Here is a 25,339-nt window from a genome sequence, read left to right as displayed (position 1 = left end):
CGAGCCGTGGTGAGCCGAGATGCGCCCAAAGTGAGCCCGAAATGAGCAAGGCGTGCTGAGCTGGGGGAACGAGCCGTGGTGAAATCAAGGAACCGCGTGCTGAGCGGCATCGTGGCCGGGGTCGTCGTGATCGCCGGCGCGGGCTGGGCCGTCGGCACGCAACTGCGTTCACCCGCCGACGAGGCAGCGCTGCGGCAGCCGCCCAAACCGTCGCTGATCACCTCTCCCGTCGTGCGGAAGAAGCTGACCAGCACGGTCGCCGTCAGCGGCACCCTGGCGTACGGCTCGCCGCTGCCCGTCAGCCTCGCGGGAGTGGTCGGCGGCACCGCCGAGACCCAGCGGGTCACCCGGGCCCCGCGGCCGGGGAAGATCGCCGAGGGCTCGGTGCTGATGGAGGTCAACGGCCGCCCGGTCTTCACCCTGCGCGGCAAGGTCCCCATGCACCGGACCATGGCCCCCGGCACCACCGGCGACGACGTCAGGCAACTCCAGGCGGCGCTGCGCCGCCTCGGCTTCGGCGCACCGGCCACGGGCGTCTTCGACCAGGCGACCACGGCCGCCGTCCAACGCTGGTACGCCAAGCGGGGATACGCGGCCCAGGAGCCCGACCTGACCGCCAAGCAGACCAGGGAGCAACTGCGCCAGGCCGTGCAGACCGCCGAGGAGGCCCTGCTCACCGACCGCAAAGCCCTCGACGCCGGACGCGATGTCATGCCGCTCAAGCTCAAGCTCGGCAACGCCCGCGAGGACTTGCGGACCGCCGAGGGCGCGCTGGAGGAAGCGCAGGCCCAGAACCTCACCCCCGAGGAGACCCGGCAGCTGGAGGACCTGCGCCGGGCCGTGCGGTCCGGCGAGGAGGAGGTGCTGGCCGCCGAGCAGGCCCTCGCCGCCGCCAAACCCGAAGACGACAAGCGGCTGCTGGAGATGAAGCTGTCCAACGCCCGGCAGAACCTGGAGTCGGCCCAGGCCGCCCTGTCCACCTTCGACGAGCAGGCCGGATCCGCCCAGGAGAAGCGCCTGGAGGAACTACGCAAAGCCGTACGGCTGGCCCAGGAGAACATGGTCACCGCCGAACAGGCACTGCGCCAGGCCCGCCAGAACTCCCCGCTCCGATTGAAGATCACCAACGGCCGCAAGAACGTCGCGAGCGCCAGGTCGATCCTTGCCGAGTTCATGAAGACCTACGGCATCGGCGTGCCGCCCGGCGAGATCGTCTTCCTCCCCGCCCTTCCGGCCCGGCTGGACAAGGCCGCCGTCAAGCCCGGCGACGCCGTCGAGGGCAAGGTCGCCACGGTGACCAGCTCGACCTTCGCGGTGACCGGCTCGGTGGACAGCAAGGAGGCCAAGCTCCTGCGCAAGGGCATGAAGGCGACCCTGGAGACCACCGACGGGACGAAGTTCCCTGCCGTGCTGAGCGCGACCGGCAACGCGGCCAAACCCGCCGACGACGAGGAGAAGAAGGAAGGGGAGAGCTCCGGGACCGCCAACGAGCAGCTGGGGTCGGTGCCGGTGCTGCTCACCCCGACGGTCACCAAGGGCCTGCGGGAGCTGATCGGTGCGCCGGTCACCGTGAAGATCTCCGTCGGCGCCACCGAGGGCGCCGTGCTCACCGTGCCGGTGGCGGCGGTCGTCACCTCGGCCGACGGGCGGCCCCGAGTGCAGGTGGAACTGCCCGGCGACAAGACCAAGGACGTCGCCGTCAGGACCGGCCTCACCGCCGACGGCGACGTGCAGGTGACGCCCGTGGAGCCGGACATCCTGAAAGAGGGCGACCGCGTGGTGGTGAGCGGCGATGCCTGAGGTCATCCGCCTGGACGACGTCAGCCGGGTGTTCCCCACGGACCCGCCCGTGCACGCGCTCTCCAAGATCAGCCTGCGTGTTGAGCGGGGGGACTACATGGCCATCGTGGGCCCCTCGGGGTCCGGGAAGTCCACCCTGCTCAACACGTTAGGCCTGCTGGACCGGCCCACCTCCGGCTCCTACCTGCTGGACGGGGTCGAGACGACCACGCTGAAGGACGGCGACAGAACCAGGCTCCGCGGGCAGAAGATCGGATTCGTCTACCAGTCCTTTCACCTGCTGCCCCACCGGACCGTGGCGGAGAACGTGATGCTCGCCGAGATCTACGGCCGCGGCCGTCGGCCCGGGCACGGGCGGCGGGGCCGTCGCAGACGCGCCGAGGAGGCGCTGGCGAAGGTCGGGATGACCCACCGCATCGACTTCCTGCCCGGTCGTCTGTCCGGCGGCGAACGCCAGCGCGTCGCCATAGCCCGCGCGCTGATGGGCTCCCCCGCGCTGCTGCTGTGTGACGAACCCACCGGCAACCTCGACAGCAAGAACACCGAGACGGTGCTCGACCTGTTCGACGGCCTGCACGCCCAAGGCCTCACGATCATGGTCATCACCCACGAGGACGAGGTGAGCTCACGCGCCGGCCGCCGGGTCCGCATCAGCGACGGCATCCTCACCGAGGAATGACCATGCACACTCATCCCCTTCCCGACACGCCCACCCTCCGTCCCCTTACCGGCCCTGTCTGCGAGGTATGACCGTGGACATCCGCGACCTGTGGTCCGAAGCCCTCGCAGGCATGCTCGCCCGCCCCGTGCGCTCCGCGCTGACCACGCTGGGCACCGTCCTCGGCATCACCACCCTGGTCATCACGCTGGGCGTCGCCGCCACCGCCGGTAACCAGATCGTCGGCCGGTTCGACGAGCTCACCGCCACCGCGATCACCGTCGAGGTGCCCGAGAAGCCCGATCCCCTGGTCACCTGGGACTCCCCCGCGGCGCTCACCCGGCTGCGCGGGGTCACTTCGGCCACCGCACTCGCCCAGAACGACAAGAGTTCCAACCTTCAGGTCACCTCCAACACCCTGGTGGACCCCACCCGGGTCACCAGCCAGACCCTGGCCGTGGTGGCAAGCGGCCCCGACCTTCCACGGACGGTCCACGGCCGGATGGCCAAAGGCCGTTTCTTCGACGTCGGTCACGTCCAGCGCCGCGACCGTGTGGTGGTCCTCGGCGACCAGGCCGCCCAGATGCTGGGCGTCACCCGTCTGGAGAACGCCCCGGCCGTCTTCATCAACGACCGCGCCTACACCGTCATCGGCGTCCTGGGAGACCTGCGCCGCGAGCAGATCCTGTCCACCGCCGTGATCGTGCCGCCCGCGATCGGCGCCGACTTCGGCCTGAAGAGCGTCACCCGCGTCCTGGTCAACACCACCCTCGGCGCCGCCGACCTGATCGCCGGGCAGGCCCCCACCGCGCTGAGCCCCAACCACGCGAGCGAACTCCAGGTGATCGCCCCGCCCAGCCCCAAACGCGCCCGAGACGGCGTTCAGGACGACGTCAACGGCCTGTTCCTGATCCTCGGCCTGGTCTCGCTGGTGGTCGGCGCGGTCGGCATCGCCAATGTCACCCTGGTCACCGTCATGGAACGCGTCGCCGAGATCGGCCTGCGCCGTTCCCTGGGCGCCGCCCGCCGCCACATCGCCGCCCAGTTCCTGCTGGAGTCCACGTTGATCGGCATGACCGGCGGTGTGATCGGCGCCAGCCTCGGCCTGGTCTCCGTCGTCGCGATCTCCGCCGCGAAACAGTGGACCCCCGTCCTCGACGCCCGCCTGGCCCTGACCGCCCCCGTCGTCGGCGCCCTGGTCGGCCTGCTCGCGGGTCTCTACCCGGCCCTGCGAGCCGCCCGCATGGAACCCGTGGACGCCCTGCGCTGAATCCGGTCAGGTGTCTCAGATCGAGAAGGGGGATGTGCCGACTCGGGAGGTGCTCGATCGGGCGAAGGGCGGGCCTCACGGGTGGGGAGAACGGGGACAGGCGGGCGCAGCTCATCCGCGCGGCAGCGCGGGCGGCTGGTGAACGGCCCGCCGTCACGGCGAGCGGCCACGCGCACTGGAGGAGCGGCGCCCCACGAAGCCCGGCCCCGTACGGCGAGGCGCGGCCAGGCGGGCGCAGCCGTACGGGAAAAAGCCATTACAAGAATGAGGAACCGTACGGCGGGCACGTCAGCGGAGCAGAGGGGCCGTACGGCGGGTGCGTTAGTGGGGCCAGTAGCGGTCGGCGGCGAGGATCAGGCCGGCCGCGCCGACCAGGCCCGCGTCCTGGCCGAGGGAGGCCGGGACGACCCGGACCCGCCGGGCGAACCCCATCCGGGCGTGCTCCCGGAGGGCGGTCTCCAGCGGTTCGAACAGCAGGGGTCCCGCCTGGGAGAGTCCGCCGCCGATGGTGACGACGTCCAGGTCGCACAGGTGTGTGGCCGAGGCGATGGCCACGCCCAGGGCCCGCCCGGCGCGGTTCATGGCGGCGAGGGCGATCTCGTCGCCCGCCCGGGCGTCCAGGGCGAGCCGCCGCCCGCTGGCCACCGCCGCCTCCGCATAGGACGGCGTGGACGGAACGGCCCCGGCGCCCGGCACAGCCCTGTCGCCGGGGGCTCCGATCTCGTTCCCGGACGGCGTGAGCGGCCCGGCGGCACCCGGTTTCCAGCCCTGTTCCACAGCCCAGGCGGCCAGGCCCGGGCCGCGGGCGACGGCCTCCAGGCAGCCGTGGCCGCCGCAGCCGCAGGCGGGCCCTTCGGGATCGACCACGACGTGCCCGATGTGCCCGGCGTTGCCGCTGCCGCCGTCGATCAGCCGGTCGCCCAGGATCAGACCGCCGCCCACGCCCGTGGACACGACCATGCCGAGCATGTTGGCGCTGCCCCGTCCCGCGCCCCGCCAGTGCTCGGCGACGGCCAGGCAGACGGCATCGTTGTGGATGCGCACCGGCACCCCGGGGAATCGCCCGGCGAGCTTCGCCCGCAGCGGGAAGTCGCGCCACCCTGGCATGTTCAGAGGCGAGACCACGCCGTCAGGCCAGGTCATCGGGCCGCCGCAGCCGATCCCCACACCGTCGACCACGGACGTGTCCGGCGCGGAGCCGGCCAGTACGGAGTCGATCAGCTCGTCGAGCGTCTTCCACAGGGTCGGCGCGTCACCGCCCGGCGGTGTCGCCACCCGGCGGGCCGACCGCACGCTTCCCTCGGGATCCACCAGGGCCACGGCGAACTTCGTGCCGCCTATGTCGACGGCGAGCACCAATCCGGACACCTAATGATCATAGGGTCAGTCGGCGCTCGTTTGGGAGGAAAAGACCAGGACAGAGGCGGTGAAGCCGTGCACGTGGTTCTGCCCGCCGACCGGTCCGACCTCTCCGGCCGCGAAGAATCCGGCCACACCGATGGGACCGAGCGTGTCGCGGATCGCGATCGCGTCGTGGTCGGCGCTGCCGAACATGGCGGAGCCCCGGCCGTTGCAGGAGAACAGCAGCGCCCCGTCCACCGTGCCGAACTCCTCCCGGTGCGCGTCGAGCAGCTCGTAGAGGTCCTCGTCGGCGGTGGCCGCGTCACGGACCTGGAAGCGGACGGTGCGGCCGATCTCAAGGACGTCCCCGATGGCCACGGCCTCCCTCTCGGGGTCGATCCCGAGCACGCCACGGATCAGGAAGTCGCCGCGCTCGTGCCGCTCGGCGTATTCGTCCATGGCGACGCCGATCTGCAGCCCCGAGGCGACGAGGTCCCGGTCGTCCTCGTCCAGGGCGCTGACGATCTCCTCCAGCCGGGCGAGAGCGGGCTGGCCGGCGAGTTCGAGAAGCAGGTTGTCCTCGGCGCCGGTGACGGCCATCGTCGGGCCGATCGGGCGGCAGCCCTGGCTGACCACGGTGCTGACCTTGACCGGACCGCTGAGCAGCACGCCGACGGCGCCCTCGGTGTAGACGTTCCCGTCGGCGAACAGCCGCACCGCGCCCCGCCCCTGAAGCGCGTTGGCCAGGCCGCCGATCAGCGGAAGGTCGCCCAGCACTTCGCCGGAGCGCTCGACGAAGCCATCGGTGGGGAAGCTATAAGGGTCGGCCAGCAGGATGGCCGCGTGGTCGTCGGAACCGCGCTCGGGCAGGCCGACCACGACGAAGCGGTCCTCGGTTCGCAAGGTGTCCAGGGCGAAGGTCGTCAGCCTGGCCCCGTTCAGGCTCGCCGCCCAGGCGCTCACCGAGGGGGTGACCTCGATTCCCTGCCCGTCGCCGATCACTCCCGTGGCGCTGCACCCGATCACCGAGGCGCCCCCGGCCAGGTTCATCGCCCTCAGCCCGGCCCGGGAGACCTCGTCGGGATCGTCGCCGCAGATGAAGAAACAGATCAGGTCAGCCGGTCCGGTAAGGCCGGACAGGGCCCGGCGCACCGCGGTCTCGGCCGCGGTGACCAGGTCAGATCCCACAGCGAGACCATCGGCGAAACGGCTCGTCAACAGCGCCACTCGCCTCGCCTCTCCTTCTTGTCCGAAACCTTGTCTTGGAGCGATTCTCCCCACTGCGAGAGCAAGCACGCGTGATGACCGGCATGCAATACCAAGATCCGAAAGTGGGATAAGAGTGCCGGTTTCGGCTTCGGGGACGTAGGCTCGATCCCGTGCCTCAATTCCCAGAGCCACGTACTCTGCGTGAGCTACGCGCGAGCGGTCATATCCACCGCACGGTAAAGGCCGAGATCCGTGACAACCTCCTCGCCCGCCTCCGGGCCGGAGAGCCGCGGTTCCCGGGCATCGTGGGCTTCGACGACACCGTCCTGCCCCATCTGGAGCGAGCTCTGCTCGCCGGGCACGATCTCGTCCTGCTCGGCGAGCGGGGTCAGGGAAAGACCCGGCTCATCCGCACCGTCGCCACTCTGCTCGACGAGTGGACTCCGATCGTCGACGGATGCGAGATCAACGACCACCCCTACGAGCCCTCCTGCGTCCGCTGCCGCCGCCTGGCCACCGACATGGGAGAAGAGCTGCCGATCTCCTGGAGGCACCGGGACGATCGGTATGGCGAGAAGCTCGCCACGCCCGACACCTCCGTGGGCGACCTGATCGGCGACATCGACCCGATAAAGATCGCGGAGGGACGCACGCTCGGCGACCCGGAGACCGTCCACTACGGCCTGGTCCCGCGGAGCAACCGAGGTGTCTTCTCCGTCAACGAGCTGCCCGACCTCGCCGAGCGGATCCAGGTGTCGCTGCTCAACGTGCTGGAGGAGCGCGACATCCAGGTCCGGGGATACAACCTGCGCCTGCCGCTGGACATCCTGCTGATCGCCAGCGCCAACCCCGAGGACTACACCAACCGCGGCCGGATCATCACCCCCCTGAAGGACCGCTTCGGCGCCGAGATCCGCACCCACTACCCGCTCTCGGTCGAGGCCGAGCTCGCGCTCATCCGCCAGGAGGCCGCGCTCGACCAGGTGGGCGCCGACCTGCCCGACCACCTGGTCGAGGTGATCGCCCGTTTCACCCGGCTTGTCCGTGAGTCCACCGCGGTGGACTCACGGTCCGGGGTGTCGGCCCGATTCTCCATCGCCGCGGCCGAGACCGCCGCCGCCTCCGCCGTACGGCGTGCCGCCCTGACCGGCGAGGAGCGCGCGGTGACCCGGGTCGCCGACCTGCCGGGCATCGTGCACACGCTGCGCGGCAAGGTGGAGTTCGAGGTCAGCGAGGAGGGCCGGGAGACCGAGGTCCTCGCCCACCTGCTCCGCCGGGCCATGGCCGAGACGTTCCGCGGCACGCTCGGCGGCCTTGATCTGTCCTCGCTGCTGGAGAAGTTCTCCGAGGGGGTCCAGGTCGAGTCCGGGCCCCTCATCTCCGCCGCCGAGCTGTTGCGCGAGATCGGCCCGGTGCCGGGCCTCGCCAAGATCATGTCGCGGCTCGGCATCGGCGACGAGTCCCCCGGGCACGCCGCGGCCGCGCTGGAGTTCGCCCTCGAAGGGCTTTACCTCCTTCGCCGCCTGTCCAAAGACGAGGTGGACGGCACGGCGGTCTACCGCACCTGAGGTGTCAGCATGAGCTACCGCTATGGCGAATACCGGGACGGGCCCGACCCGCTCGCCCCGCCGTACGACGTTCGTTCTGCGCTCGACCAGATGGGCGACGACATCCTGTCCGGCTCCAACCCCGGCCACGCCCTGCGTGACCTGCTCAAGCGGGGCCTGCCCGGCGCGCAGGACCGGCGGGGACTGGACGAGCTGCTCCGTGAGGTACGGCGGCGCCGGCGCGAGCTGCGTGAGCGTGGCCGCCTCGACGGAACGCTGGAGCGGGCCAGGGCCCTGCTGGACAAGGCGATCGGCCAGGAGCGGGCCGAGCTGTTCCCCGACCCGTCCGACGACGCCCGCCTGCGCGAGTCGGAGCTCGACGCTCTCCCGGAGGACACCGCGAGTGCGATCCGGGAGCTGAACGACTACCAGTGGCGTTCGGCCGCCGCGCGGCAGACCTTCGAGGAACTGCGCGACCTGCTGCGCAGGGAGGTGCTCGACAGCCAGTTCCGCGGCATGCGGGAGGCTCTGGCCAACCCTGACCCCGCCGCCATGGAGCGGGTCCAGCAGATGATGTCCGAGCTGAACGACATGCTCGAACGGGACGCGCGAGGCGAGCACACCCAGGAAGATTTCGATGAGTTCATGTCGAAATATGGAGACATGTTCCCGGAGTCGCCGCGGAACCTGGAGGAGCTGGTCGACACCCTCGCCCGGCGGGCCGCCGCCACCCAGCGCCTGCTGGCCTCGCTCACTCCCAGCCAGCGCGAGGAGCTCAGCGAGCTGATCAACCAGACGCTGGAGCAGGCCGGGCTGGCCGAGCAGATGCGCCGCCTGGGCGAGTCCCTCTACGCCCGCCGTCCCGACCTCGCCTGGAACACCCCCGAGCGGCTGACCGGCGAGGAGCCCATGGCGATGGGCGACGCGGTGACCGCCCTGGACGAACTCGCCGACCTGACCCAGCTGGAGGCCGCGCTCCGCCAGGACTACCCCGGCGCCCGGATGGACGACATCGACGAGGCGGCGATCCGCCGCGCCCTCGGCCGCTCGGCCGTCGACGACCTGGAGGCGCTCAAGCGGATCGAGCGCGAGCTGGAGCAGCAGGGTTACCTCCGCCGTCAGCGCGGCAAGCTGGAGCTCACCCCCAAGGCCGTCCGGCGCCTCGGCGAGACCGCCCTGCGCCGCGTCTTCGCCTCCCTCGACGCGGGGCGCCGCGGAGACCACGACCAGGTGGACGCCGGCGCCGCCGGGGAGCTCACCGGCTCCTCCCGGCCCTGGCGGTTCGGCGACGAGCAGCCCATCGACGTCGTGCGCACCGTGATCAACGGCGTGCGGCGCGGCGGGAGCACCGGGACGGTGACCCTGTCGGTCGACGACTTCGAGGTGGCCGAGACCGAGAGGCGCACGGCCGCGGCGGTGTGCCTGCTGGTGGACCTGTCCTACTCGATGGCTCTGCGCGGCACCTGGGCGGCGGCCAAGCAGACCGCGATGGCCTTGCAGGCGCTGGTCTCCTCGAAGTTTCCCCAAGACTCCGTGCAGATCATCGGTTTCTCCAACTACGCCCGCGTCCTGCAGCCCGACGAACTCGCCGGGCTGGAGTGGGACATGGTCCAGGGCACGAACCTGCACCACGCCCTGCTGATCGCGGGCCGTCATCTGGACCGTCACCCGGACTTCGAGCCGGTCGTGCTGGTGGTCACCGACGGCGAGCCGACCGCTCACCTGCGGCGCAACGGCTCAGCCGCCTTCGAGTGGCCGCCCACGCACGAGACGCTCGAACTGACGCTCGCCGAAGTGGACAAGATGACCCGGCGCAAGGCGACGCTCAACGTGTTCATGCTCGCCGAGGACGAGCGCCTGAGAGAGTTCGTGAACGAGGTCGCCCGGCGCAACGGCGGCCGGGTGTTCTCCTCCAGCGCCGACCGCCTGGGCGAATACGTCGTCAGCGACTTCCTGCGGACCCGCCGGACACGCTGATCCGGGCTCCGCCGGTCTCACGGCCGGGTGGCGCCGTGCTCCCGGACTTCGCCGGGCACGCCGCCCCCGGCTCCGCCGGCCCTCAGGGCCAGGTGGGCACCGTACGGCCTGCCCGCGGAAGCTCCGATCTCAGGCGTAGGTCACGTAGGCGTTGAGCGCGAGGTCGAAGCCGTCACGGTAGTGGCGGTAGGAGCGGTAGCAGGGCCGCCAGGCCGTACTGTTGCCGACGCCCGCCCGGGCGTCGGCGACGGCGGAGGGCACGCGCTCGGGGCGGAGCAGCAGGCCGCCACCGAGATAGCGGGCGTCGGCGAGGGTCGTGCAGTGATCGCGATCACCGGACATGTAACGGCCTCGGCGCCAGCCGCTCTCCTCGTCCCAGACCAGGGCTTCGCCACCGGCCAGGAGGATCGTGGCGGCGCGCGGGTCGCACGGACCCTCCCACCAGTCGACGGCCTCGGCGCCCAGCGCCTCGACGACGCAGCTCACGTAGAGGGCCGGCTGGTGTCGCCACTCCTCGGTGTACGGCTCGACATGTTTCATACCCACAGCGGGCACTCCCTTGTGCCGTCGTGCACGACCTGGATCAACGCTCGCCCGGCACGACCGCGGTCTGACCGCCGACGGCCCCGTCACACGGGAACGAGCCCGCCAGTGATCCTACTCACTCAACCGGGATGCTCATGGCCGAAATGCGAAGATCTACCATCGCGAGCCGCCGGAAAATGGGTTGTCCAAAATGTGATGTTCATCTGACAACTCCTCCGTCGGCAGATCGGTCTCTCTCATCGATGGCACTCGCCGTCGACGAGAGAAAGTGAGGCGGTCCGATGGCCGCGGCGATTCTTCTGCTGCTGGTGTTCATCGCCTGCGTCTGTTACGAGGTGTGCTCCGTCTCCCGCGCCGGTGACAGACAGGACGTCTTCAACGCGGAGTGACCCGGCCCCGTCCTGACCCGGTCCCGCTCTGAAAGGCGGCGGCGTCCGGGAAAGGCCCGGCCGAACCCCGGAACACGCGCCCACCGCCCCGCTGCGGACCTCGAACGATCATTCGGAAGGCCTCGGAGGCCGACGAGACCTGCGCGGGTCATATCCAGATGAGATCACCGAAGGCTAATGTCTGGCGCATGACAGACCTGCTGCTCTGGCTGCACATCGGCTTCGCGATCTTCGCGCTGGGACCGGTCACCGCCGCCACCATGTCCACGCCCAGGTTCATCCGCGCCGGGGACGTCAACGTCCTGCGCTACCTGCACAAGACCACGCGGATCTACGGCTTCGCGGCCGTCGGCGTGTTCGTGTTCGGCCTGTTGCTGGGCCGCGAATACCTGGGCAAGCCCTACCTGTCGATCTCCATGACGCTCTTCATCGTCGCCGCGGTGCTCCTGATCATCGTGGACCGGGATCAGGTCACCGCCATCCGGGTCCTCAGCCACGAGAACCCGGACGCCGGCGACGCGAAGATGCAGACCGGGCGGATCGCCGCGCTCTCCGGCGTGGTCGCCCTGATCTGGCTGGTCATCCTGGCGCTGATGGTCTGGGGCAACCCCGTTTAGCCTGTGGCCCGGATTCCGCCTGCCGCGGGGGACGAACCCGGCTCGAAGCCGGCCCGGATCCCGCCCAGGCCCGGCCCGGAACCCGCCCTGGGCCGGGATCCGGCCCGGGTTCTAGCCCAGTGCCCGGCTCAGGTCCGCGAGCAGGTCGTCGATCGACTCGATGCCGACCGACAGGCGGACCAGGTCACCGGGGACCTCCAGCACCGATCCCGCCACGGAGGCGTGGGTCATCCGGCCGGGGTGCTCGATCAGCGACTCCACGCCGCCGAGCGACTCGCCCAGGGTGAACAGCTTGGTCCGGTTGCACAGCTCGACCGCCTCGGTCTCCCCTCCGGCGACCCGGAAGGAGATCATGCCCCCGAAACGCCTCATCTGCTTGGCCGCGATCTCGTGGCCGGGGTGCTCGGGCAGGCCCGGGTACAGCACCGAGGTCACCTTCGGGTGGGCGAGCAGCAGGTCCACCACCCGCTCGGCGTTGTCGCAGTGGCGCTCCATCCGCACCGCGAGCGTCTTGAGACCCCGCAGCGTCAGCCACGCGTCGAAGGGCCCGGCCACCGCGCCCATCGCGTTCTGGTTGAAGGCGAGACGCTGGCCCAGCTCGGCGTCGCGCGTGACGATCGCACCGCCGACCACGTCGGAGTGGCCGCCCACATACTTGGTGGTGGAGTGGACCACGATGTCCGCACCCAGCGCCAGCGGCTGCTGAAGGTACGGCGAGGCGAAGGTGTTGTCCACCACCAGCAACGCGCCGTTCTCGTGCGCGAGCTCGGCCAGGGCCGCGATGTCGGCGATGCCGAGCAGCGGGTTGGTCGGCGTCTCCACCCAGACGAGCTTGGTCTTCTGCGTCATGGCGGCCGCCACCGCGCTCAGGTTGCCGAGCGGCACCGGGTCGTAGTGCAGGTTCCAAGGCTGGTGCACCTTCGAGAACAGCCGGTAGGTGCCGCCGTAGGCGTCGTTCGGGATGATGACGTGGTCATCCGGCTTGCAGACCGTACGGAGGATGGTGTCCTCGGCGGCCAGGCCCGAGGCGAAGGCCAGGCCCCGGGTGCCGCCCTCGACGGCGGCGATCGCCTCTTCCAGCGCCGTCCTCGTCGGGTTGGCCGATCGGCTGTACTCGTATCCGGCGCGCAGTCCCCCCACGCCGTCCTGCTTATATGTGGACACCGCATAGATCGGCGGAACAACGGCCCCGGTGTAGGGGTCGGGTTCCTGACCTGCGTGAATGGCCAGTGTCTCGAATCCTTCGGTCATGCGGCCAACGCTACTCGCAAAAACGACATTGGCGCCATGACGCTATGACACGCCGCCGGAACGCCGATCGGCCCGTGGTTCGCCCCCTTCGTGAACCACGAGCCGATCGGAATTCCCGGCAACGCCCCCGTCCGTCGCGATCCCGCACCCCCGGCGGTCCCGGCCGACATGATCCCGAAACCCTCGGCAACGTCCCGTCCGCCGTGATCCTGGAACCCCCGGCGGCGCCCCGGCCGTCGTGGTCCCACCCCCTTCCGGGCAGGCGCCGTACGGCCTCGCGGATTCCTTCCGGGCAGGCACCGTACGCCCTACGCGGCCTGCGGCTCGCGGCTCTCCACCCGGCGCACCCGCAGCCGCACGACCTCTCCGGCGGCCTCCGCCGGAGAGGTCTGGACGTGACGGCCGCTGCCGCCCTCGGCGAACTCCCCGTTGATGCGCGACAGCAGGACGGGGTCGGCGAGCGCCAGAGCCACCACGACCACAAGTCCGACAGCCAGCAGCACGATCCCGATCACGGTCATTTCTCTCTCCCCTTCGACACATCAAGCATCGGCCGGGGACCCCGTGTCTCGCCTCCGCTGAAGGACCAGTTCCTCGCCCGGCCGCTCAGTCAAAAGGCTGATATGGCCTGTCAACTATGGGCTTAGGCTCATTGGCCGTGGGAGAAACACATCGCGTCGTCTACTGGATAAAGCGGCTCAGTGAGATCGCGCTGGTCGGCTGGCTGGTGTTGCTGCTCCTGATCGACCTCGTGGCGGCGGCGGAGAGCGACCAGTGGACGGTGTGGCTGAACCTGCTGTGCGGTGCCACCGGCATCGTGGCCGTGATGCTGCGCCATTCCCGGCGGATCGCGACGTTCACCACCCTCCTGGCGCTGTCGTTCACGTGCACCCTGATCATCGGGCTCACCGACAACAACGGAACACCGAGCCTGGCCGAGATCGGGTCGCTGCTGATCCTCACCATCGGCGGGCTGCGCCAGATCGAGCCCATCAGGCGGGCCGCGCTGTTCTCCGTGACGTCGATGATCGTGCTGGAGGCCACGGCGGGACGTCTGAACAGCACCAACACGTCCCTGGCGGTCGGTTTCCTCCTCTTCATCGGCTGGTCCACCGCCGCGGGGATCGGCGCCTACCTCCGCTTCCAGCTGGAGCGCCGCAAGGAGGCGGTGAACTCGGTACGGCGGGCCGAGCGCCTGGAACTCGCCAGGGAACTGCACGACCTGGTCGCCCATCACATCACCGGGATCGTCGTCCAGGCGCAGGCGGCCAAGGTCGTCGCCGAGCAGAAGCCGGAGACCGTGGTCCCCTCGCTGGAGGCGATCGCCACCGCCGGAACGGACGCGCTGACCTCGATGCGCCGCCTGGTCAGCGTGCTCCGGGCCGAGGACGAGGCCGCCCGGTCTCCCGGCACGAGGCTCGTGGACATGCGCACGATGGTGGAGCGCTTCTCCGCCGGCGGCCCCACGGTCGCCTTCGACATCGGCCCGGGCATCACCGACGACACCCTGCCTCCGGAGGTGATGACCACCCTTCACCGGGTCCTTCAGGAGTCTCTCACCAACGTCCGAAGGCACGCCCCGGGCACCGGGTGGGTGGAGGCCGACCTGAAGCTGAGCGACGGCTCGGACGGGCAGGCGGGGCCCGGCAGGAGGGGCGCGGGCGGCAGGGCGGGCTCCGGCGGCAGGCAGGACCCGCGTGGCCGGGCCGCGACGGGCACGGTGAGGCTGCGCGTGCGCAACTACGGCTCGGCCTCCGACGCCAGGTTCGCCCATCTGGGGGGCGGGTTCGGCCTGGTGGGCATGGCCGAGCGCGTCGAGGCGCTCGGCGGCCGCCTCACCGCCGGTCCCACCCCTGGTGGAGCCTGGGAGGTGCTGGCGGAGTTCCCGTTACCTGAAGTGTGATCACATGTGAGCACAGGTCAGGCAGCCGTGGCCTTGTGGCCACGGCGTTCCCCGGTTTCCCGGGGTTCCCGCTTCACTGCCGACAGCCCACCCGGGTGGGTCTTACACCGGCTCCACGGGCGTTTTCCGTCTCCCCGCAACTCTGGGCGACGTCGTGCTCATACCGGGCCGCGAGCGCGGCCAGGTTGCGTGCGGCGTTGACATCCCGGTCCAGGACCAGACCGCAGGCGATACACGCGTAGGTGCGTTCCGACAGGGCGAGCTTGGCTTTCACCGCGCCACATGCCGAGCACGTCTTACTGGAGGCGAACCAGCGGTCGGCCACAACAAGCCGCCCGCCCCTCCAGGTGGTCTTGTAGGCGAGCTGCCGCCGCACCTCGGCCATGCCGGCATCGGCGACGGCGCGGGCCAGGCGGCGGTTGGCCAGCATCCCGGCCACGTGGAGGTCTTCGACCACGACCGTGCCGTAGGCGGCGGCCAGCCGACTGGTGAGCTGGTGCAGGCCGTCGCGCCGCCGGCCGGCCACCCGCGCGTGCGCCTTACCGAGTGCCGCCTTGGTCGTGCGCCAGCGGGCCGACGCCTCGCGCCGGCCCCCGCTCGGGGTGCGGGGGCCCTGGCGGCGGGCCAGTTCCCTGTTCAGTCTGCGCAGCTTGCGCAGCGCCGCCCGGTGGTGCTTGGGGTTGTCGATCGTCTCGCCGGTGGACAGCACCGCCAGCGCCGTGACCCCGAGATCCACCCCGACCACGGCATCCGGCCGGGCCGGGGCGCGGTCGGCCCGGTCGATTGCGCAGGTGAACGCGACGAACCACCGGCCGCCCTGGTGCCGGATGGTGGCCGACAGGATCCGCCCCGTGCCGCGTTCCAGGTGCCGGGCGAGCTTGCGGGTGGATTCGGCGGTGCGGATGGTGCCCAGCCGGGGCAGCGTGACGTGGCGGCGGTCGGTCTCCAGGCGGATGACACCGGTGGTGAACCGGCACGACAGGATGGTGCGGTGCTTGGCCTTGAACCGGGGAAACCCCACAGGTTTGCCTTTTCGCTCGCCCCTGCGGGAGGCGGCCCAGTTCTTCAGTGCCCGGGCCAGGCCGTCCAGGCCGCTGCTGTAGGCCTCTTTCGAGTTGTCCGCCCACCAGGGCGCGACCGCGCCCTTGGCGGTGTTCCACGCCCGGCGCAGCGCGGGCAGCGACCAGGGCGCCTCGGTCAGCAGTTCCCTGCCGATGCCGTAGGTCTTTTCCGCCTCCCGCTGGTCCAGGGCGGCCTTGACCAGGGCAAGCCCCCAGTTGAAGGCGAACCGCGCCGCACCGCAGTGCGACGCCAGCGCGCCCTCCTGCGCGAGCGTGGGGTCAAGGGCGTACCGGTACGCCCGAACGACCTTCACGAGGTCTGGCGATCAGCGGCTTGGCGGCGGTGACCGACGCCACCACGGCCAGTCCGGCACCGGTGGCGAAACAGGTCAGGCGGGCTATCTGCCGGTCCAGGTCGGCGCGCTGATCGTGGGAAGACACCCGCGCGTACAGCGCGGCCCCGCCTGGGCTCCCGGCGGCCGGACCGTCCACGACGATCGTGCCGGTGGGCAGACGGCGGGCCGGGACAGGCATTTTGCCTTCCCGGAACCACCGGTAAGCGATCTGCGGGTGAATGCCCTGCGACCGCGCCCACTCGGCAAGCTTCACGCACCGATTAAACATGCGTTCGCTCACGTTCGCTCATGTTTTAGTGAACAGTTCCCGACCCCTCTGACCGGGTTCTTCTCCGCCCCTCTGGGCCCCTCCGACCAAGGGTCCTCTCCCCGCACCGAAGGACGGCCCGCCCTGAGGGGCGGGCCGTCCACAGCCCGGGCGCCCGATGGCTCCGGCCGGTCACGCCCGGTGGCTCCGGTTAGTTGACGAGGAACGCCAGCAGGTCCTGGCGGGTGAGCAGCCCGACGGGCTTGCCGTCGTCGAGGACGACCGCGGCATCGGCCTTCTCCAGCGCGTCGACCGCGATGGAGACCGGCTCACCCGCGCCGATCATCGGCAGCGGCTGGGACATGTGCTCGGCCAGCGGGTCGGTCGGCCGTACCCGGCCCCGGTAGAGGGCGTCGAGCAGGTCGCGCTCCACGATCGAGCCGACCACCTCGGCGGCCATGACCGGCGGCTCCTCCTTCATCACCGGGAGCTGCGACACGCCGTACTCCCGCATGATGGCGATGGCGGTGTCCACCGACTCGTGCGGGTGGGTGTGCACGAACTCCGGCAGGCTGGAACCCTTGCGGAGCAGCACGTCCCTGACCAGTCCCTCGTCGGTGGAGGTGGTCAGGAAGCCGTAGTCGGCCATCCACTCGTCGTTGAAGATCTTCGACAGGTAGCCCCGGCCGCTGTCCGGCAGCAGGACCACGACCACGTCGTCCGGACCGGCCTGCTTGGCCACGCGCAGCGCCGCGACCGTCGCCATGCCGCAGGAGCCGCCCACCAGCAGCGCCTCCTCGCGGGCCAGGCGGCGGGTCATGCCGAAGGAGTCCTTGTCGGAGACGGCGATGATCTCGTCACAGATCGTGGTGTCGTAGGTGGCCGGCCAGATGTCCTCGCCGACGCCCTCGACCAGGTACGGCCGCCCGGTGCCGCCGGAGTAGACCGAGCCCTCCGGGTCGGCACCGATGATCTTCACGCGACCGCCGGAGACCTCCTTGAGGTAGCGTCCGGTGCCGCTGATCGTGCCGCCCGTGCCGACGCCCGCCACGAAGTGGGTGATCCGCCCTTCGGTCTGCTCCCAGATCTCCGGGCCGGTGGAGTAGTAGTGGCTTTCGGGGTTGTTGGGGTTGGAGTACTGGTCCGGCTTCCAGGCGTTCGGCGTCTCCCTGGCCAGCCGGTCCGAGACGGAGTAGTAGGAGTTCGGGTGGTCGGGAGAGACGGCCGTCGGGCAGACCACGACCTCGGCCCCGTAGGCGCGGAGCACCGCGATCTTGTCCTGGGCCACCTTGTCGGGCACCACGAACAGGCACTTGTAGCCGCGCTGCTGAGCCACGATGGCCAGGCCCACACCCGTGTTGCCCGACGTGGGCTCCACGATCGTGCCCCCGGGACGCAGGGCGCCCGACTGCTCCGCGGCGTCGATCATGCGCACCGCGATCCGGTCCTTCACCGAACCGCCGGGGTTGAAATATTCCACCTTGGCGAGCACCTGGGCCGGCAGCCCCGCCGTCACCTTGTGTAGCCGGACAAGCGGAGTGTTGCCCATCAGCTCGACAAGCGAGTCATGTACGCGCACCGGGATGATCACCTCGAAATACCAAAGCTCTGTCAGCTTGTTGTGTTGAACGCCGTGGTCCCCTGGGGGTGGGCGGGACTCGGCTAGCTTTCAAGGCAACGCTACCGCCGCGCCGTATCAAGGGAGCAACGCCACGTGACCTGGACACCCGGGGCCGCACGAGCCGCCCGCCGCATCGCCGCCGCCGCGGCCGTGGGCGGAGGAGGCCTCACCGCGCTCGGCGCGGCCGCCTACGGACTTCTGCTCGCCGAGGGTGTCCTGGCTCGCCGCATCGTCGGCCGCCCGCACGGCATGGAAGGGCCGCCGTCGGATGGAGTCTACGGTGACTTCGAGGGTGAACCGATCCGGATGGTCATGCTGGGCGACTCCACCTCGGTGGGACTGGGCACCACGGACCCGGCCGACACCCCGGCCGTCCTGATCGCCTCGGGCCTGTCCGTCATCGCCGAGCGGCCGGTACGGCTGACCGTGGCCGGCAAGTCGGGGGCGGCCTCCGCCGAGCTCGGAGAGCAGGTGGACCTGGCCCTCGGGGCCTTACCCGAGATCGCGATCATCTTCATCGGCGCCAACGACGTCACCACGCAGACGATGCCGGCACGGGCCGTACGGCACCTGCAGAAAGCGGTGCGGCGGCTTCGTGAGGCGGGCGCCGAGGTGGTCGTGGGCACCTGCCCCGACCTGGGCACGATCCGGCCGATCGCGCAGCCGCTGCGCTGGGTGACCCGGCGCTGGAGCCGTCAGCTCGCCGCGGCGCAGACGGTCGCCGTGGTCGAGGCGGGCGGGCGGACGGTGGCCTTCGCAGACATGCTGGGGCCGGAATTCGATACAAACCCGGGTGAGCTATTCGGACCAGATCGTTTCCATCCATCTGCCCAAGGTTATCTACAGGTTGCGTACGCAGTGCTACCTTCTGTATGCAGTGCGTTGGGACTGTGGCCCGAACCGCGACCTCAGCGCACCGAGTCGATTTACCTTGCGGCGGCTATGGCCGCGGAGGAACCCGGCGCCGAAGTCTCCGCGACCCGCGTCGCCGGCCGAGCAACCGGACCCCACGGACGGTGGGTGACGATGCTCCGCCGGAGGACCTGGGCTCTGCCCGACGACGCCTGAGCACGGTTACTCTCCGCGGCGAAGTCGTGGCGCCTCGCCCCCATTGGAGTGGAATGCCCGTGATCCGGCCCCACGCGAAACCGGCTCTGGTGCTCGCCGGAGTCCTGGCCTTGGCCGGCTGTTCCGGCAGTGAAGCGGCCACACCGGCCTACCCCATCTGGCACACCACCGAGGTGAACGCGGTCAGCCGCACCGTCGCCGCCGGTGGCGTCGCCGCGACGACCTCCATGAGGCCCGACGGCACGCTGGAGACGGTGGCCGTCGACCTCGCCTCGGGCAAGAAGCTGTGGGCCCGCCCCGCGACCATGGCGGGCCGCCTGCCGGGGATGGGGATTCCGCCGCCCGCGATCGTCGAGACCGCCCAGGGCCAGGCCGTCGCGGTGGCGATCGATCCCGCCAGGCAGGGCCGGTGGAACGCCACGCTCGCCGCCGTCGACGCGAAGAGCGGGGCCCAGAAGTGGACCCGGCCGCTGCACTCGACGTTCGGGCCGCAACGGTGCGGGGCCTTCGTTTGCGTGTCGGAGCACACGGCGCTCTCCAAGGCCCGGGTCGTCGTGCTGGATCCGCTCACGGGCAGGACGATGTGGAAGCTCCCCGGCATCGCCGAGGTCGAGTGGTCCGACGCCTCCCGCGTGGTGCTGCTCCGCCTCGCCCAACACCCCGTCCTTGAGGCGCGTGACCTGAAGAGCGGCAAGGTCGTCTGGCAGCTGCCCGTCGAGCAGCCGCTCGGCGCCGGGGTGGACATGTCGGGCGGCTGGTCGTTCGGCGCGACGGCCGACAACCTCATCGGATACGTCGCCCCCTACACCAACCCCACGACGAAGAAGGTCTCCTCCTTCGGCCTGTTCTCCGTCAAGCTCGCCGACGGAACGGTCAACTGGATCCGCCCCTCGGTGGTGCGGGTCTATCCCAGCGGCAGCCCCGGCTTCGCGCCGGTGGTCCGCCCGGTCGACCAGCAGGGCCAGTACGGCGGCTTCGCCCGGCTGGACGCCGAGAGCGGCCGGGTCCTCGGCCAGATCCCCGCGGCCCAGGTCCCCGGCGCGGGCTGGTGGCTGGCCTTCCCCGACCGGATGGACAAGCTCGGCTTCCTCAGGCACGACAAGCCCGGCAGCGTCTTCGACCTGGCCACCGGCCAGAGCGCCGAACTCAAGGACGAGCGCGGCTGGTCCTTCTGCGCCACCGACCCCAAGCCGCTCGCGCTCAAGGACCAGAACGCGGGCTTCTACTCGGTGGCCTCGCTGTGCGAGTTCGACCTGGCCAGCGGCAAGAAGGCGGCCGGCTCCACCGCCCCGCCCACGTGGTTCACCGGCAGCCAGAACGGCTGGCGGATATGGCGTGACGAGAAGGGCGGACTGCACGGGATCAAGGACGGCGCCGGCACCACGCCCGGCATGTACGGCTGAGCCGCGCCGGGCCCCGCCTCAGGGCGGGGCCCTTGCGCGTGCCGTACAAAGTTCTGTTTCATCCCGCCCCGGGTCGTGGCTTCTGGCCTACCGCGCGGTAACCTCCGCACAGGAGCGACTAACAAACCCAGGAGAGCCACATGCCCGAGGCAGTCATCGTCGCAACCGCGCGCTCGCCGATCGGACGCGCCTTCAAGGGGTCCCTCAAGGACATCCGTCCCGATGACCTGACCGTACAGATGATCAAGGCCGCGCTGGCCAAGGTCCCCCAACTCGACCCGACCACCATCGACGACCTGATGCTGGGCTGCGGCCTGCCGGGCGGCGAGCAGGGATTCAACATGGGCCGCGTGGTCGCCACGCTGCTCGGGCTGGACAACGTGCCCGGCACCACCGTCACCCGCTACTGCTCCTCCTCCCTGCAGACCACCCGGATGGCTCTGCACGCGATCAAGGCGGGCGAGGGCGACGTGTTCATCTCGGCGGGCGTGGAGTGCGTCTCCCGCTTCGCCAAGGGCAACTCCGACTCGCTGCCCGACACGCAGAACCCGGTGTTCGACGACGCCCGCGGCCGTACGGCCAAGGCCGCCGAGGGCGGTGGCGGGGTCTGGCACGACCCGCGCGAGGACGGCGCGGTGCCCGACATCTACATCGCCATGGGCCAGACCGCGGAGAACCTCGCCGGGCTGAAGGGCGTGTCCCGCCAGGATCAGGACGAGTTCGGCGTCCGGTCCCAGAACCTGGCCGAGAAGGCGATCGCCAACGGTTTCTGGGAGACGGACATCACGCCGGTGACCCTGCCCGACGGGACCGTGGTCAGCAAGGACGACGGTCCCCGCGCGGGCACCACCTACGAGGTGGTCTCCCAGCTCAAGCCGTCCTTCCGCCCTGACGGCACGGTGACCGCCGGAAACTGCTGCCCGTTGAACGACGGCGCCGCCGCGGTGATCGTGATGAGCGACACCAAGGCCGCCGAGCTGGGCATCACCCCCCTCGCCCGGATCGTCTCCACCGGCGTGACGGGCCTGTCTCCCGAGATCATGGGCCTGGGCCCGGTCGGTGCCTCCAAGCAGGCCCTGGCCCGGGCGGGCATGTCCATCGGCGACGTGGACCTCGTCGAGATCAACGAGGCCTTCGCCGCCCAGGTCATCCCGTCCTACCGGGACCTCGGCATCGACATCGACCGGCTCAACGTCAACGGCGGCGCCATCGCGGTGGGCCACCCGTTCGGCATGACCGGTGCCCGGATCACCTCCACCCTGATCAACAGCCTCCGGTTCCACGACAAGTCGATCGGCCTGGAGACCATGTGCGTGGGTGGCGGCCAGGGCATGGCCATGGTCCTGGAGCGCCTCAGCTGATCAGCCGTGGACGTCGGGACCTGCGCGGGTGATCTCGATCCTCAGGATCACCCGCCGGTCCCGCTCCATGGCCGCCCGGTAGTCGTCCCAGTCGGGATGCTCGCCGGAGATGTCGCGGTAGTAGTTCACCAGGAGCTCCATCGCCTCGGGCAGCGGGACGATCTCGGCGGTCCCCTCGATCTGGATCCAGGAGCCGAAGAAGGCGTCCGTCGTCACGCAGAGCGCCACCTGGGGATTCCTGCGGAGGTTGCGAACCTTCGCGGCGGTCTCCCTGGTGCTGACGATCGCGTGCCCTTCGCCGTCCAGCCCCACGGTGACCGGGGACATCTGCGGCCGCCCGTCGGCGTGCCAGGTGAGCATGACCGCGCGGTGGTTGTCGCGGATGAAGTCGCGTGCCTTGTCAAGATCCATGTCTCTATCATGCTCGCGCACGCGAAGCCCGCACCACCGGCGGGGATGCGGGCCTTACGAAGATAGAGGACTTACAGGTGACGGCTGCGGCGGTGACGCTCGTGCTCGTGCACGATGGCGGCGGCGTAGCCGTGGGTCAGCCCGTGCTCCTGGGCGAGCCAGTTGGCCCGCTCCTCACAGCGCAGGAAGGACGGGCCGTTGTCGATAGCTCGGAACCACTCTGGGAGTGCGCGTCCCGTGACATCCGGGACCCTTGCGATCAACTTGTCCTGCGTCTCCGGTGAGTGGTTCAACGACATGGGCACCTCCACGGATAGGGCTCCTTTGCTTGACAGTGCATCACGAGCTCCCAGATAGCAAGCCCTCACTAGCTGGTCATTTGCCATGCTTCGTCAAGCATTGGCTGCTTTTCGTAACCCGCATGCCCGCCCCGCACAAGGAAAAACCCCTGCCGGAGCGACTCCGGCAGGGGTTTTCCGCGTGTTGCTAGTCGTTACTCGTGAAGTAGCTCAGCAGGCGCAGGATCTCCAGGTAGATCCAGACCAGCGTGACCGTCAGGCCGAAGGCCATCAGCCAGGAGTATTTCTCCGGGGCACCGGCCCGCACGCCCTGCTCGACCGAGTCGAAGTCGAGCAGCAGGAAGAAGCAGCCCACCAGGATCGCCGCGACGCTGAACACGTAGGCCAGCGCACCGCCGGAGCGGATGCCGATGCCGTCCGCGATGAAGAAGCTCGCGACCAGGTTGACGAGCATGAGGCCCATCAGCCCCAGGCCCGCCGCGATGACGAACTTGGTGAACTTCGGAGTGACCCGGATGATGCGCAAGGAGTACACCGCCAGCATGGCGCCGAAGGCGAGCGCCGTGCCGACCACGGCCTGGAAGACGATGCCGTGATACAGGTCGTTGTAGACGTGGCTGGCCACACCCACGGCCACGCCGTAGGCGACCGAGTAGCCGAGGATCAGCACCGGGTTGGTGCTCTGCTTGAACGAGATGATCAGGCCGAGCACGAGGCCGGTGATCACGCCGACGAACAAGGCCGCCGGGCCGAGGTTGAGCGCCCAGGCCACCGCGGCGGAGACGACCAGTGTGCCCAGCGTGATGAACCCGCGCACGACCACGTCGTCGATCGTCATCGTCCGCTGTGCGGGGGGTGCGTACGCCGGCCGGTCGTACATGCCCTGAAGCTGTTCAGGGGTCGGCGATCCCCAGGCCTGCTGATAGCCGTTGGGCTGCCGACTGAATACGGGGTTCTTGCTCTCCATCGCTGCCTCCACGCTGCGACCTACGCGATCAGCGTATTAGATCGGTTGTCACACGGCCGTATCGTGTTGATATCCATGTCTGGGTCAGACAGTCGTACGGCTACCGCCGAAGGGTCCAACGAACGGCTTTCTCGCGAGGTTCCCCGGCTTTCCCACCGGCATCACTACCCGCTGTTCGATCTTCCCACACGAGCGTCGCCCCGGGAGAACCCGCCAGGTCTCCCCCAGGAGAACCCGCCCGCTCTCCCTTCCGCCTCATGCGTCCGCGCCCGGCGTCCGGCCGGGCCGGACGCCGGGCGATCCGCGCCGGCGGACAGCGAACAAAACAATCGGCCCGTGACCGCGTTTTCGCTGGTCACGGGCTGATCATGCAGATCGGAACGAGTGCCCCCGGAGGGACTCGAACCCTCACTCGAACCCTTTTAAGGGGTTTGCCTCTGCCATTGGGCTACGGGGACGCCGCAATCATACGTAACGGACCACTCGTCCGAGGAGCACAACTTCGTATCAAGCGTCACACGAGATAGCGACCTCCCGGCCGGATCTCAGGGGCCGGGCCAGGCCGCCTGGCCGTACGGCCGGACCGGGTGCGGACGGCCGGACCGCGCGCCGCCGGGAACGGCGCGCGGCCTCCGGCGGGTGCTCAGGTCGTCGCCGCCTGGCGGAACTCCGCGCGCGGCGCCTCGATCTCTCCGAGCGAGACGGTCTCCCGCTTGAAGAACAGCGCCAAAGTCCAGTCGGCCATCACGCGGACCTTGCGGTTGAGGGTGGGCACCCGCGACAGGTGGTAGGTGCGGTGCATGAACCACGCGGCCAGCCCGCGGAGCTTGACCCCGTAGACGTTGGCGACACCCTTGTGAAGGCCCAGACCGGCGACCGAGCCGACATACTTGTGCCGGTATTCGACCAGTTCCTGCCCGTGGAGCTGACGGGTGATGTTGTCGGCCAGGACCTTGGCCTGCCGGACGGCATGCTGGGCGTTGGGCGCGCAGTACTGACCCGGATTGGTCACGTCGGGCACCCCGGCCACGTCCCCCGCCGAGAAGGCGTCCTCGACACCGGCCACGGTCAGGCGGGTGGTCGTCTTGATCCGGCCGCGCTCGTCCAGGGGCAGGTCACCCGCGTTGACGACCGGGCTGGGCTTCACACCCGCGGTCCACACGATGGTGGCCGACTCGAATTCCTCGCCGTCGGAGAGCTTGACCAGGCCACCCACGCAGGAGTCCAGGCGGGTGTTCAGCTTGACCTCGATGCCACGCTCGCGGAGCTGCTCGACGGTCCACTTGCCCATCTCGGGGCCGACCTCGGGAAGGATGCGGTCGGTCGCCTCGACGAGGACCCAGCGCATGTCCTTACGGGAGACGTTGCGGTAGTAGCGGATCGCGTCGACCGCCATGTCCTCCAGCTCGGCGAGCGCCTCGACACCCGCGAAGCCGCCGCCCACCACGACGAACGTCAGCGCCCTGCGGCGCAGAGTCTCGTCGTCGTCGGACTCGGCCCGGTCGAGGAGTTCGAGGACCCGGTTGCGCAGCGCGATCGCCTCGCCGACCGTCTTGAAGCCGATGGCCGCGTCGGCCAGGCCCGGGATGGGAAGCGTCCGGGAGATCGAACCGGCGGCCATGACCACGATGTCATAGCTGATCTCGTGCGGGGTGCCGACGTTGGGCTCGAAAGTGACCGTCTTGGCCGCGTGGTTGACCTTGGTGACCTTGCCGTTGAGGATCGTCGCCTTCTTCAGCACCCGGCGCAGGGGAACGACCACGTGCCGGGGCGAGAGGTTCCCCGCCGCCGCCTCGGGCAGGAAGGGCTGGTAGGTCATGTGGGATTCGGGAGAGAGGACAGTGATGCTAACGCTGCCGTCACGCAGTTCCTTGCGGAGCGTGTGCTGCAGCCGCAGCACGGTGTAGAGACCGACGTAGCCCCCACCAACGACCACGATGTGCTTGGGGTTGCGGTTCACTTCGACGCCATCCTTAGGTTCAGGCTTTGTGAAAGCTTTCACAAGCATACGCCCACCCATCCGGCCATACCATCTCT

21 protein-coding genes, 1 tRNA gene and 1 pseudogene are annotated in these 25,339 nt (G+C 69.9%); 10 read left to right on the top strand and 13 right to left on the bottom strand.

All coding sequences use genetic code 11. The features are described from left to right. Positions 1–78: 78 nt before the first annotated feature. From ACFY2X_RS11680 to ACFY2X_RS11670, 3 genes are all read left to right on the top strand, one after another. A complete protein-coding gene (locus ACFY2X_RS11680; RefSeq protein ID WP_389936121.1) occupies positions 79–1,800 on the top strand; it encodes a peptidoglycan-binding protein in 1,722 nt (573 codons plus the stop codon). Beyond that, complete coding sequence (locus tag ACFY2X_RS11675; RefSeq protein ID WP_389936117.1) at positions 1,793–2,479, top strand: ABC transporter ATP-binding protein; 687 nt, start codon at positions 1,793–1,795, stop codon at positions 2,477–2,479. The genes ACFY2X_RS11680 and ACFY2X_RS11675 overlap by 8 nt, the downstream gene beginning before the upstream one ends. 67 nt (positions 2,480–2,546) lie before the next feature. After that, entirely contained in the window at positions 2,547–3,728 is a 1,182-nt protein-coding gene (locus ACFY2X_RS11670) for an ABC transporter permease (protein ID WP_389936115.1), read from the top strand. A gap of 321 nt (positions 3,729–4,049) precedes the next feature. Here ACFY2X_RS11670 and ACFY2X_RS11665 read toward each other — a convergent pair whose 3' ends face one another. Then, entirely contained in the window at positions 4,050–5,096 is a 1,047-nt protein-coding gene (locus tag ACFY2X_RS11665; RefSeq protein WP_389936111.1) for an ROK family protein, read from the bottom strand. A 15-nt stretch (positions 5,097–5,111) separates the two neighbouring features. Continuing rightward, the gene (locus ACFY2X_RS11660; RefSeq protein ID WP_389936108.1) at positions 5,112–6,257 is read right to left on the bottom strand and encodes an FIST N-terminal domain-containing protein; all 1,146 of its coding nucleotides are present in this window, start codon (positions 6,255–6,257) and stop codon (positions 5,112–5,114) included. 191 nt (positions 6,258–6,448) lie between these two features. Here ACFY2X_RS11660 and ACFY2X_RS11655 point away from each other — a divergent pair, with 191 nt between their 5' ends. Continuing rightward, the gene (locus ACFY2X_RS11655) at positions 6,449–7,846 is read left to right on the top strand and encodes a sigma 54-interacting transcriptional regulator (protein ID WP_389936105.1); all 1,398 of its coding nucleotides are present in this window, start codon (positions 6,449–6,451) and stop codon (positions 7,844–7,846) included. Between the two features lie 9 nt (positions 7,847–7,855). Further along, entirely contained in the window at positions 7,856–9,802 is a 1,947-nt protein-coding gene (locus ACFY2X_RS11650; RefSeq protein ID WP_389936102.1) for a hypothetical protein, read from the top strand. Between the two features lie 129 nt (positions 9,803–9,931). Here the strand turns inward: ACFY2X_RS11650 and ACFY2X_RS11645 are convergent, their stop codons facing one another. Further along, entirely contained in the window at positions 9,932–10,342 is a 411-nt protein-coding gene (locus ACFY2X_RS11645) for a DUF6292 family protein (protein WP_389936830.1), read from the bottom strand. Between the two features lie 583 nt (positions 10,343–10,925). Between ACFY2X_RS11645 and ACFY2X_RS11640 the strand changes: the two genes are divergently transcribed. Then, positions 10,926–11,354 (top strand): hypothetical protein, encoded by a 429-nt coding sequence (locus tag ACFY2X_RS11640; RefSeq protein WP_389936099.1) that lies wholly within the window; start codon positions 10,926–10,928, stop codon positions 11,352–11,354. 111 nt (positions 11,355–11,465) lie between these two features. Here the strand turns inward: ACFY2X_RS11640 and ACFY2X_RS11635 are convergent, their stop codons facing one another. Further along, positions 11,466–12,605: a cystathionine gamma-synthase gene (locus ACFY2X_RS11635; RefSeq protein WP_389936096.1), complete on the bottom strand. Its 1,140-nt coding sequence runs from the start codon at positions 12,603–12,605 to the stop codon at positions 11,466–11,468. 308 nt (positions 12,606–12,913) lie between these two features. Beyond that, the gene (locus ACFY2X_RS11630; protein ID WP_389936093.1) at positions 12,914–13,126 is read right to left on the bottom strand and encodes a hypothetical protein; all 213 of its coding nucleotides are present in this window, start codon (positions 13,124–13,126) and stop codon (positions 12,914–12,916) included. 137 nt (positions 13,127–13,263) lie between these two features. On the opposite strand from ACFY2X_RS11630, the gene ACFY2X_RS11625 reads away from it, so the two are divergent. Then, entirely contained in the window at positions 13,264–14,508 is a 1,245-nt protein-coding gene (locus ACFY2X_RS11625; protein ID WP_389936090.1) for a sensor histidine kinase, read from the top strand. A 73-nt stretch (positions 14,509–14,581) separates the two neighbouring features. Here the strand turns inward: ACFY2X_RS11625 and tnpB are convergent, their stop codons facing one another. From tnpB to ACFY2X_RS11610, 3 genes and pseudogenes are all read right to left on the bottom strand, one after another. Then, a complete protein-coding gene (tnpB, locus tag ACFY2X_RS11620; RefSeq protein WP_389936087.1) occupies positions 14,582–15,883 on the bottom strand; it encodes an IS607 family element RNA-guided endonuclease TnpB in 1,302 nt (433 codons plus the stop codon). A 31-nt stretch (positions 15,884–15,914) separates the two neighbouring features. Continuing rightward, positions 15,915–16,178, bottom strand: a pseudogene (locus tag ACFY2X_RS11615) (recombinase family protein); the annotation flags it as partial. 205 nt (positions 16,179–16,383) lie between these two features. Next, positions 16,384–17,751, bottom strand: coding sequence for a cystathionine beta-synthase (locus ACFY2X_RS11610; protein WP_389936084.1), 1,368 nt, complete (start codon positions 17,749–17,751; stop codon positions 16,384–16,386). Between the two features lie 135 nt (positions 17,752–17,886). Here ACFY2X_RS11610 and ACFY2X_RS11605 point away from each other — a divergent pair, with 135 nt between their 5' ends. From ACFY2X_RS11605 to ACFY2X_RS11595, 3 genes are all read left to right on the top strand, one after another. Further along, positions 17,887–18,861 carry an SGNH/GDSL hydrolase family protein gene (locus ACFY2X_RS11605; protein WP_389936081.1) on the top strand — a complete coding sequence of 325 codons (975 nt, stop codon included), beginning with the start codon at positions 17,887–17,889 and terminating at the stop codon, positions 18,859–18,861. A 53-nt stretch (positions 18,862–18,914) separates the two neighbouring features. Continuing rightward, the gene (locus tag ACFY2X_RS11600; protein WP_389936078.1) at positions 18,915–20,264 is read left to right on the top strand and encodes a PQQ-binding-like beta-propeller repeat protein; all 1,350 of its coding nucleotides are present in this window, start codon (positions 18,915–18,917) and stop codon (positions 20,262–20,264) included. A 140-nt stretch (positions 20,265–20,404) separates the two neighbouring features. Then, positions 20,405–21,625 (top strand): acetyl-CoA C-acetyltransferase, encoded by a 1,221-nt coding sequence (locus ACFY2X_RS11595; RefSeq protein ID WP_389936076.1) that lies wholly within the window; start codon positions 20,405–20,407, stop codon positions 21,623–21,625. Here ACFY2X_RS11595 and ACFY2X_RS11590 read toward each other — a convergent pair whose 3' ends face one another. The 5 genes from ACFY2X_RS11590 to ACFY2X_RS11570 all read right to left on the bottom strand — a co-directional run bounded on the left by ACFY2X_RS11590 (position 21,626) and on the right by ACFY2X_RS11570 (position 25,262). Then, the gene (locus ACFY2X_RS11590; RefSeq protein ID WP_389936073.1) at positions 21,626–22,036 is read right to left on the bottom strand and encodes a PPOX class F420-dependent oxidoreductase; all 411 of its coding nucleotides are present in this window, start codon (positions 22,034–22,036) and stop codon (positions 21,626–21,628) included. 71 nt (positions 22,037–22,107) lie between these two features. Next, positions 22,108–22,335 carry a DUF4287 domain-containing protein gene (locus ACFY2X_RS11585; RefSeq protein ID WP_389936827.1) on the bottom strand — a complete coding sequence of 76 codons (228 nt, stop codon included), beginning with the start codon at positions 22,333–22,335 and terminating at the stop codon, positions 22,108–22,110. 187 nt (positions 22,336–22,522) lie between these two features. Beyond that, complete coding sequence (locus tag ACFY2X_RS11580; protein WP_389936070.1) at positions 22,523–23,302, bottom strand: Bax inhibitor-1/YccA family protein; 780 nt, start codon at positions 23,300–23,302, stop codon at positions 22,523–22,525. A 385-nt stretch (positions 23,303–23,687) separates the two neighbouring features. Next, positions 23,688–23,760, bottom strand: a tRNA-Leu gene (locus tag ACFY2X_RS11575). Positions 23,761–23,945: 185 nt separating this feature from the next. Beyond that, complete coding sequence (locus ACFY2X_RS11570) at positions 23,946–25,262, bottom strand: NAD(P)/FAD-dependent oxidoreductase (protein ID WP_389936067.1); 1,317 nt, start codon at positions 25,260–25,262, stop codon at positions 23,946–23,948. Between the last annotated feature and the right edge of the window lie 77 nt (positions 25,263–25,339).

This window comes from Streptosporangium sp. NPDC000396 (genome assembly GCF_042898655.1).
Lineage (GTDB): Bacteria > Actinomycetota > Actinomycetes > Streptosporangiales > Streptosporangiaceae > Streptosporangium.
Note: the sequence above shows the minus strand (reverse complement) of the source record. Positions and strands in the feature narration are given on the sequence as shown.

Bases quoted from the DNA above. Each gene is read 5' to 3' on its own strand.
- ACFY2X_RS11675 (WP_389936117.1), top strand. From the start codon at position 1,793: ATGCCTGAGGTCATCCGCCTGGACGACGTCAGCCGGGTGTTCCCCACG.
- ACFY2X_RS11670 (WP_389936115.1), top strand. From the start codon at position 2,547: ATGACCGTGGACATCCGCGACCTGTGGTCCGAAGCCCTCGCAGGCATG.
- ACFY2X_RS11650 (WP_389936102.1), top strand. From the start codon at position 7,856: ATGAGCTACCGCTATGGCGAATACCGGGACGGGCCCGACCCGCTCGCC.
- ACFY2X_RS11645 (WP_389936830.1), bottom strand. From the start codon at position 10,342: ATGAAACATGTCGAGCCGTACACCGAGGAGTGGCGACACCAGCCGGCC.
- ACFY2X_RS11640 (WP_389936099.1), top strand. From the start codon at position 10,926: ATGACAGACCTGCTGCTCTGGCTGCACATCGGCTTCGCGATCTTCGCG.
- ACFY2X_RS11635 (WP_389936096.1), bottom strand. From the start codon at position 12,605: ATGACCGAAGGATTCGAGACACTGGCCATTCACGCAGGTCAGGAACCC.
- ACFY2X_RS11630 (WP_389936093.1), bottom strand. From the start codon at position 13,126: ATGACCGTGATCGGGATCGTGCTGCTGGCTGTCGGACTTGTGGTCGTG.
- ACFY2X_RS11600 (WP_389936078.1), top strand. From the start codon at position 18,915: ATGCCCGTGATCCGGCCCCACGCGAAACCGGCTCTGGTGCTCGCCGGA.
- ACFY2X_RS11595 (WP_389936076.1), top strand. From the start codon at position 20,405: ATGCCCGAGGCAGTCATCGTCGCAACCGCGCGCTCGCCGATCGGACGC.
- ACFY2X_RS11590 (WP_389936073.1), bottom strand. From the start codon at position 22,036: ATGGATCTTGACAAGGCACGCGACTTCATCCGCGACAACCACCGCGCG.
- ACFY2X_RS11585 (WP_389936827.1), bottom strand. From the start codon at position 22,335: ATGTCGTTGAACCACTCACCGGAGACGCAGGACAAGTTGATCGCAAGG.
- ACFY2X_RS11580 (WP_389936070.1), bottom strand. From the start codon at position 23,302: ATGGAGAGCAAGAACCCCGTATTCAGTCGGCAGCCCAACGGCTATCAG.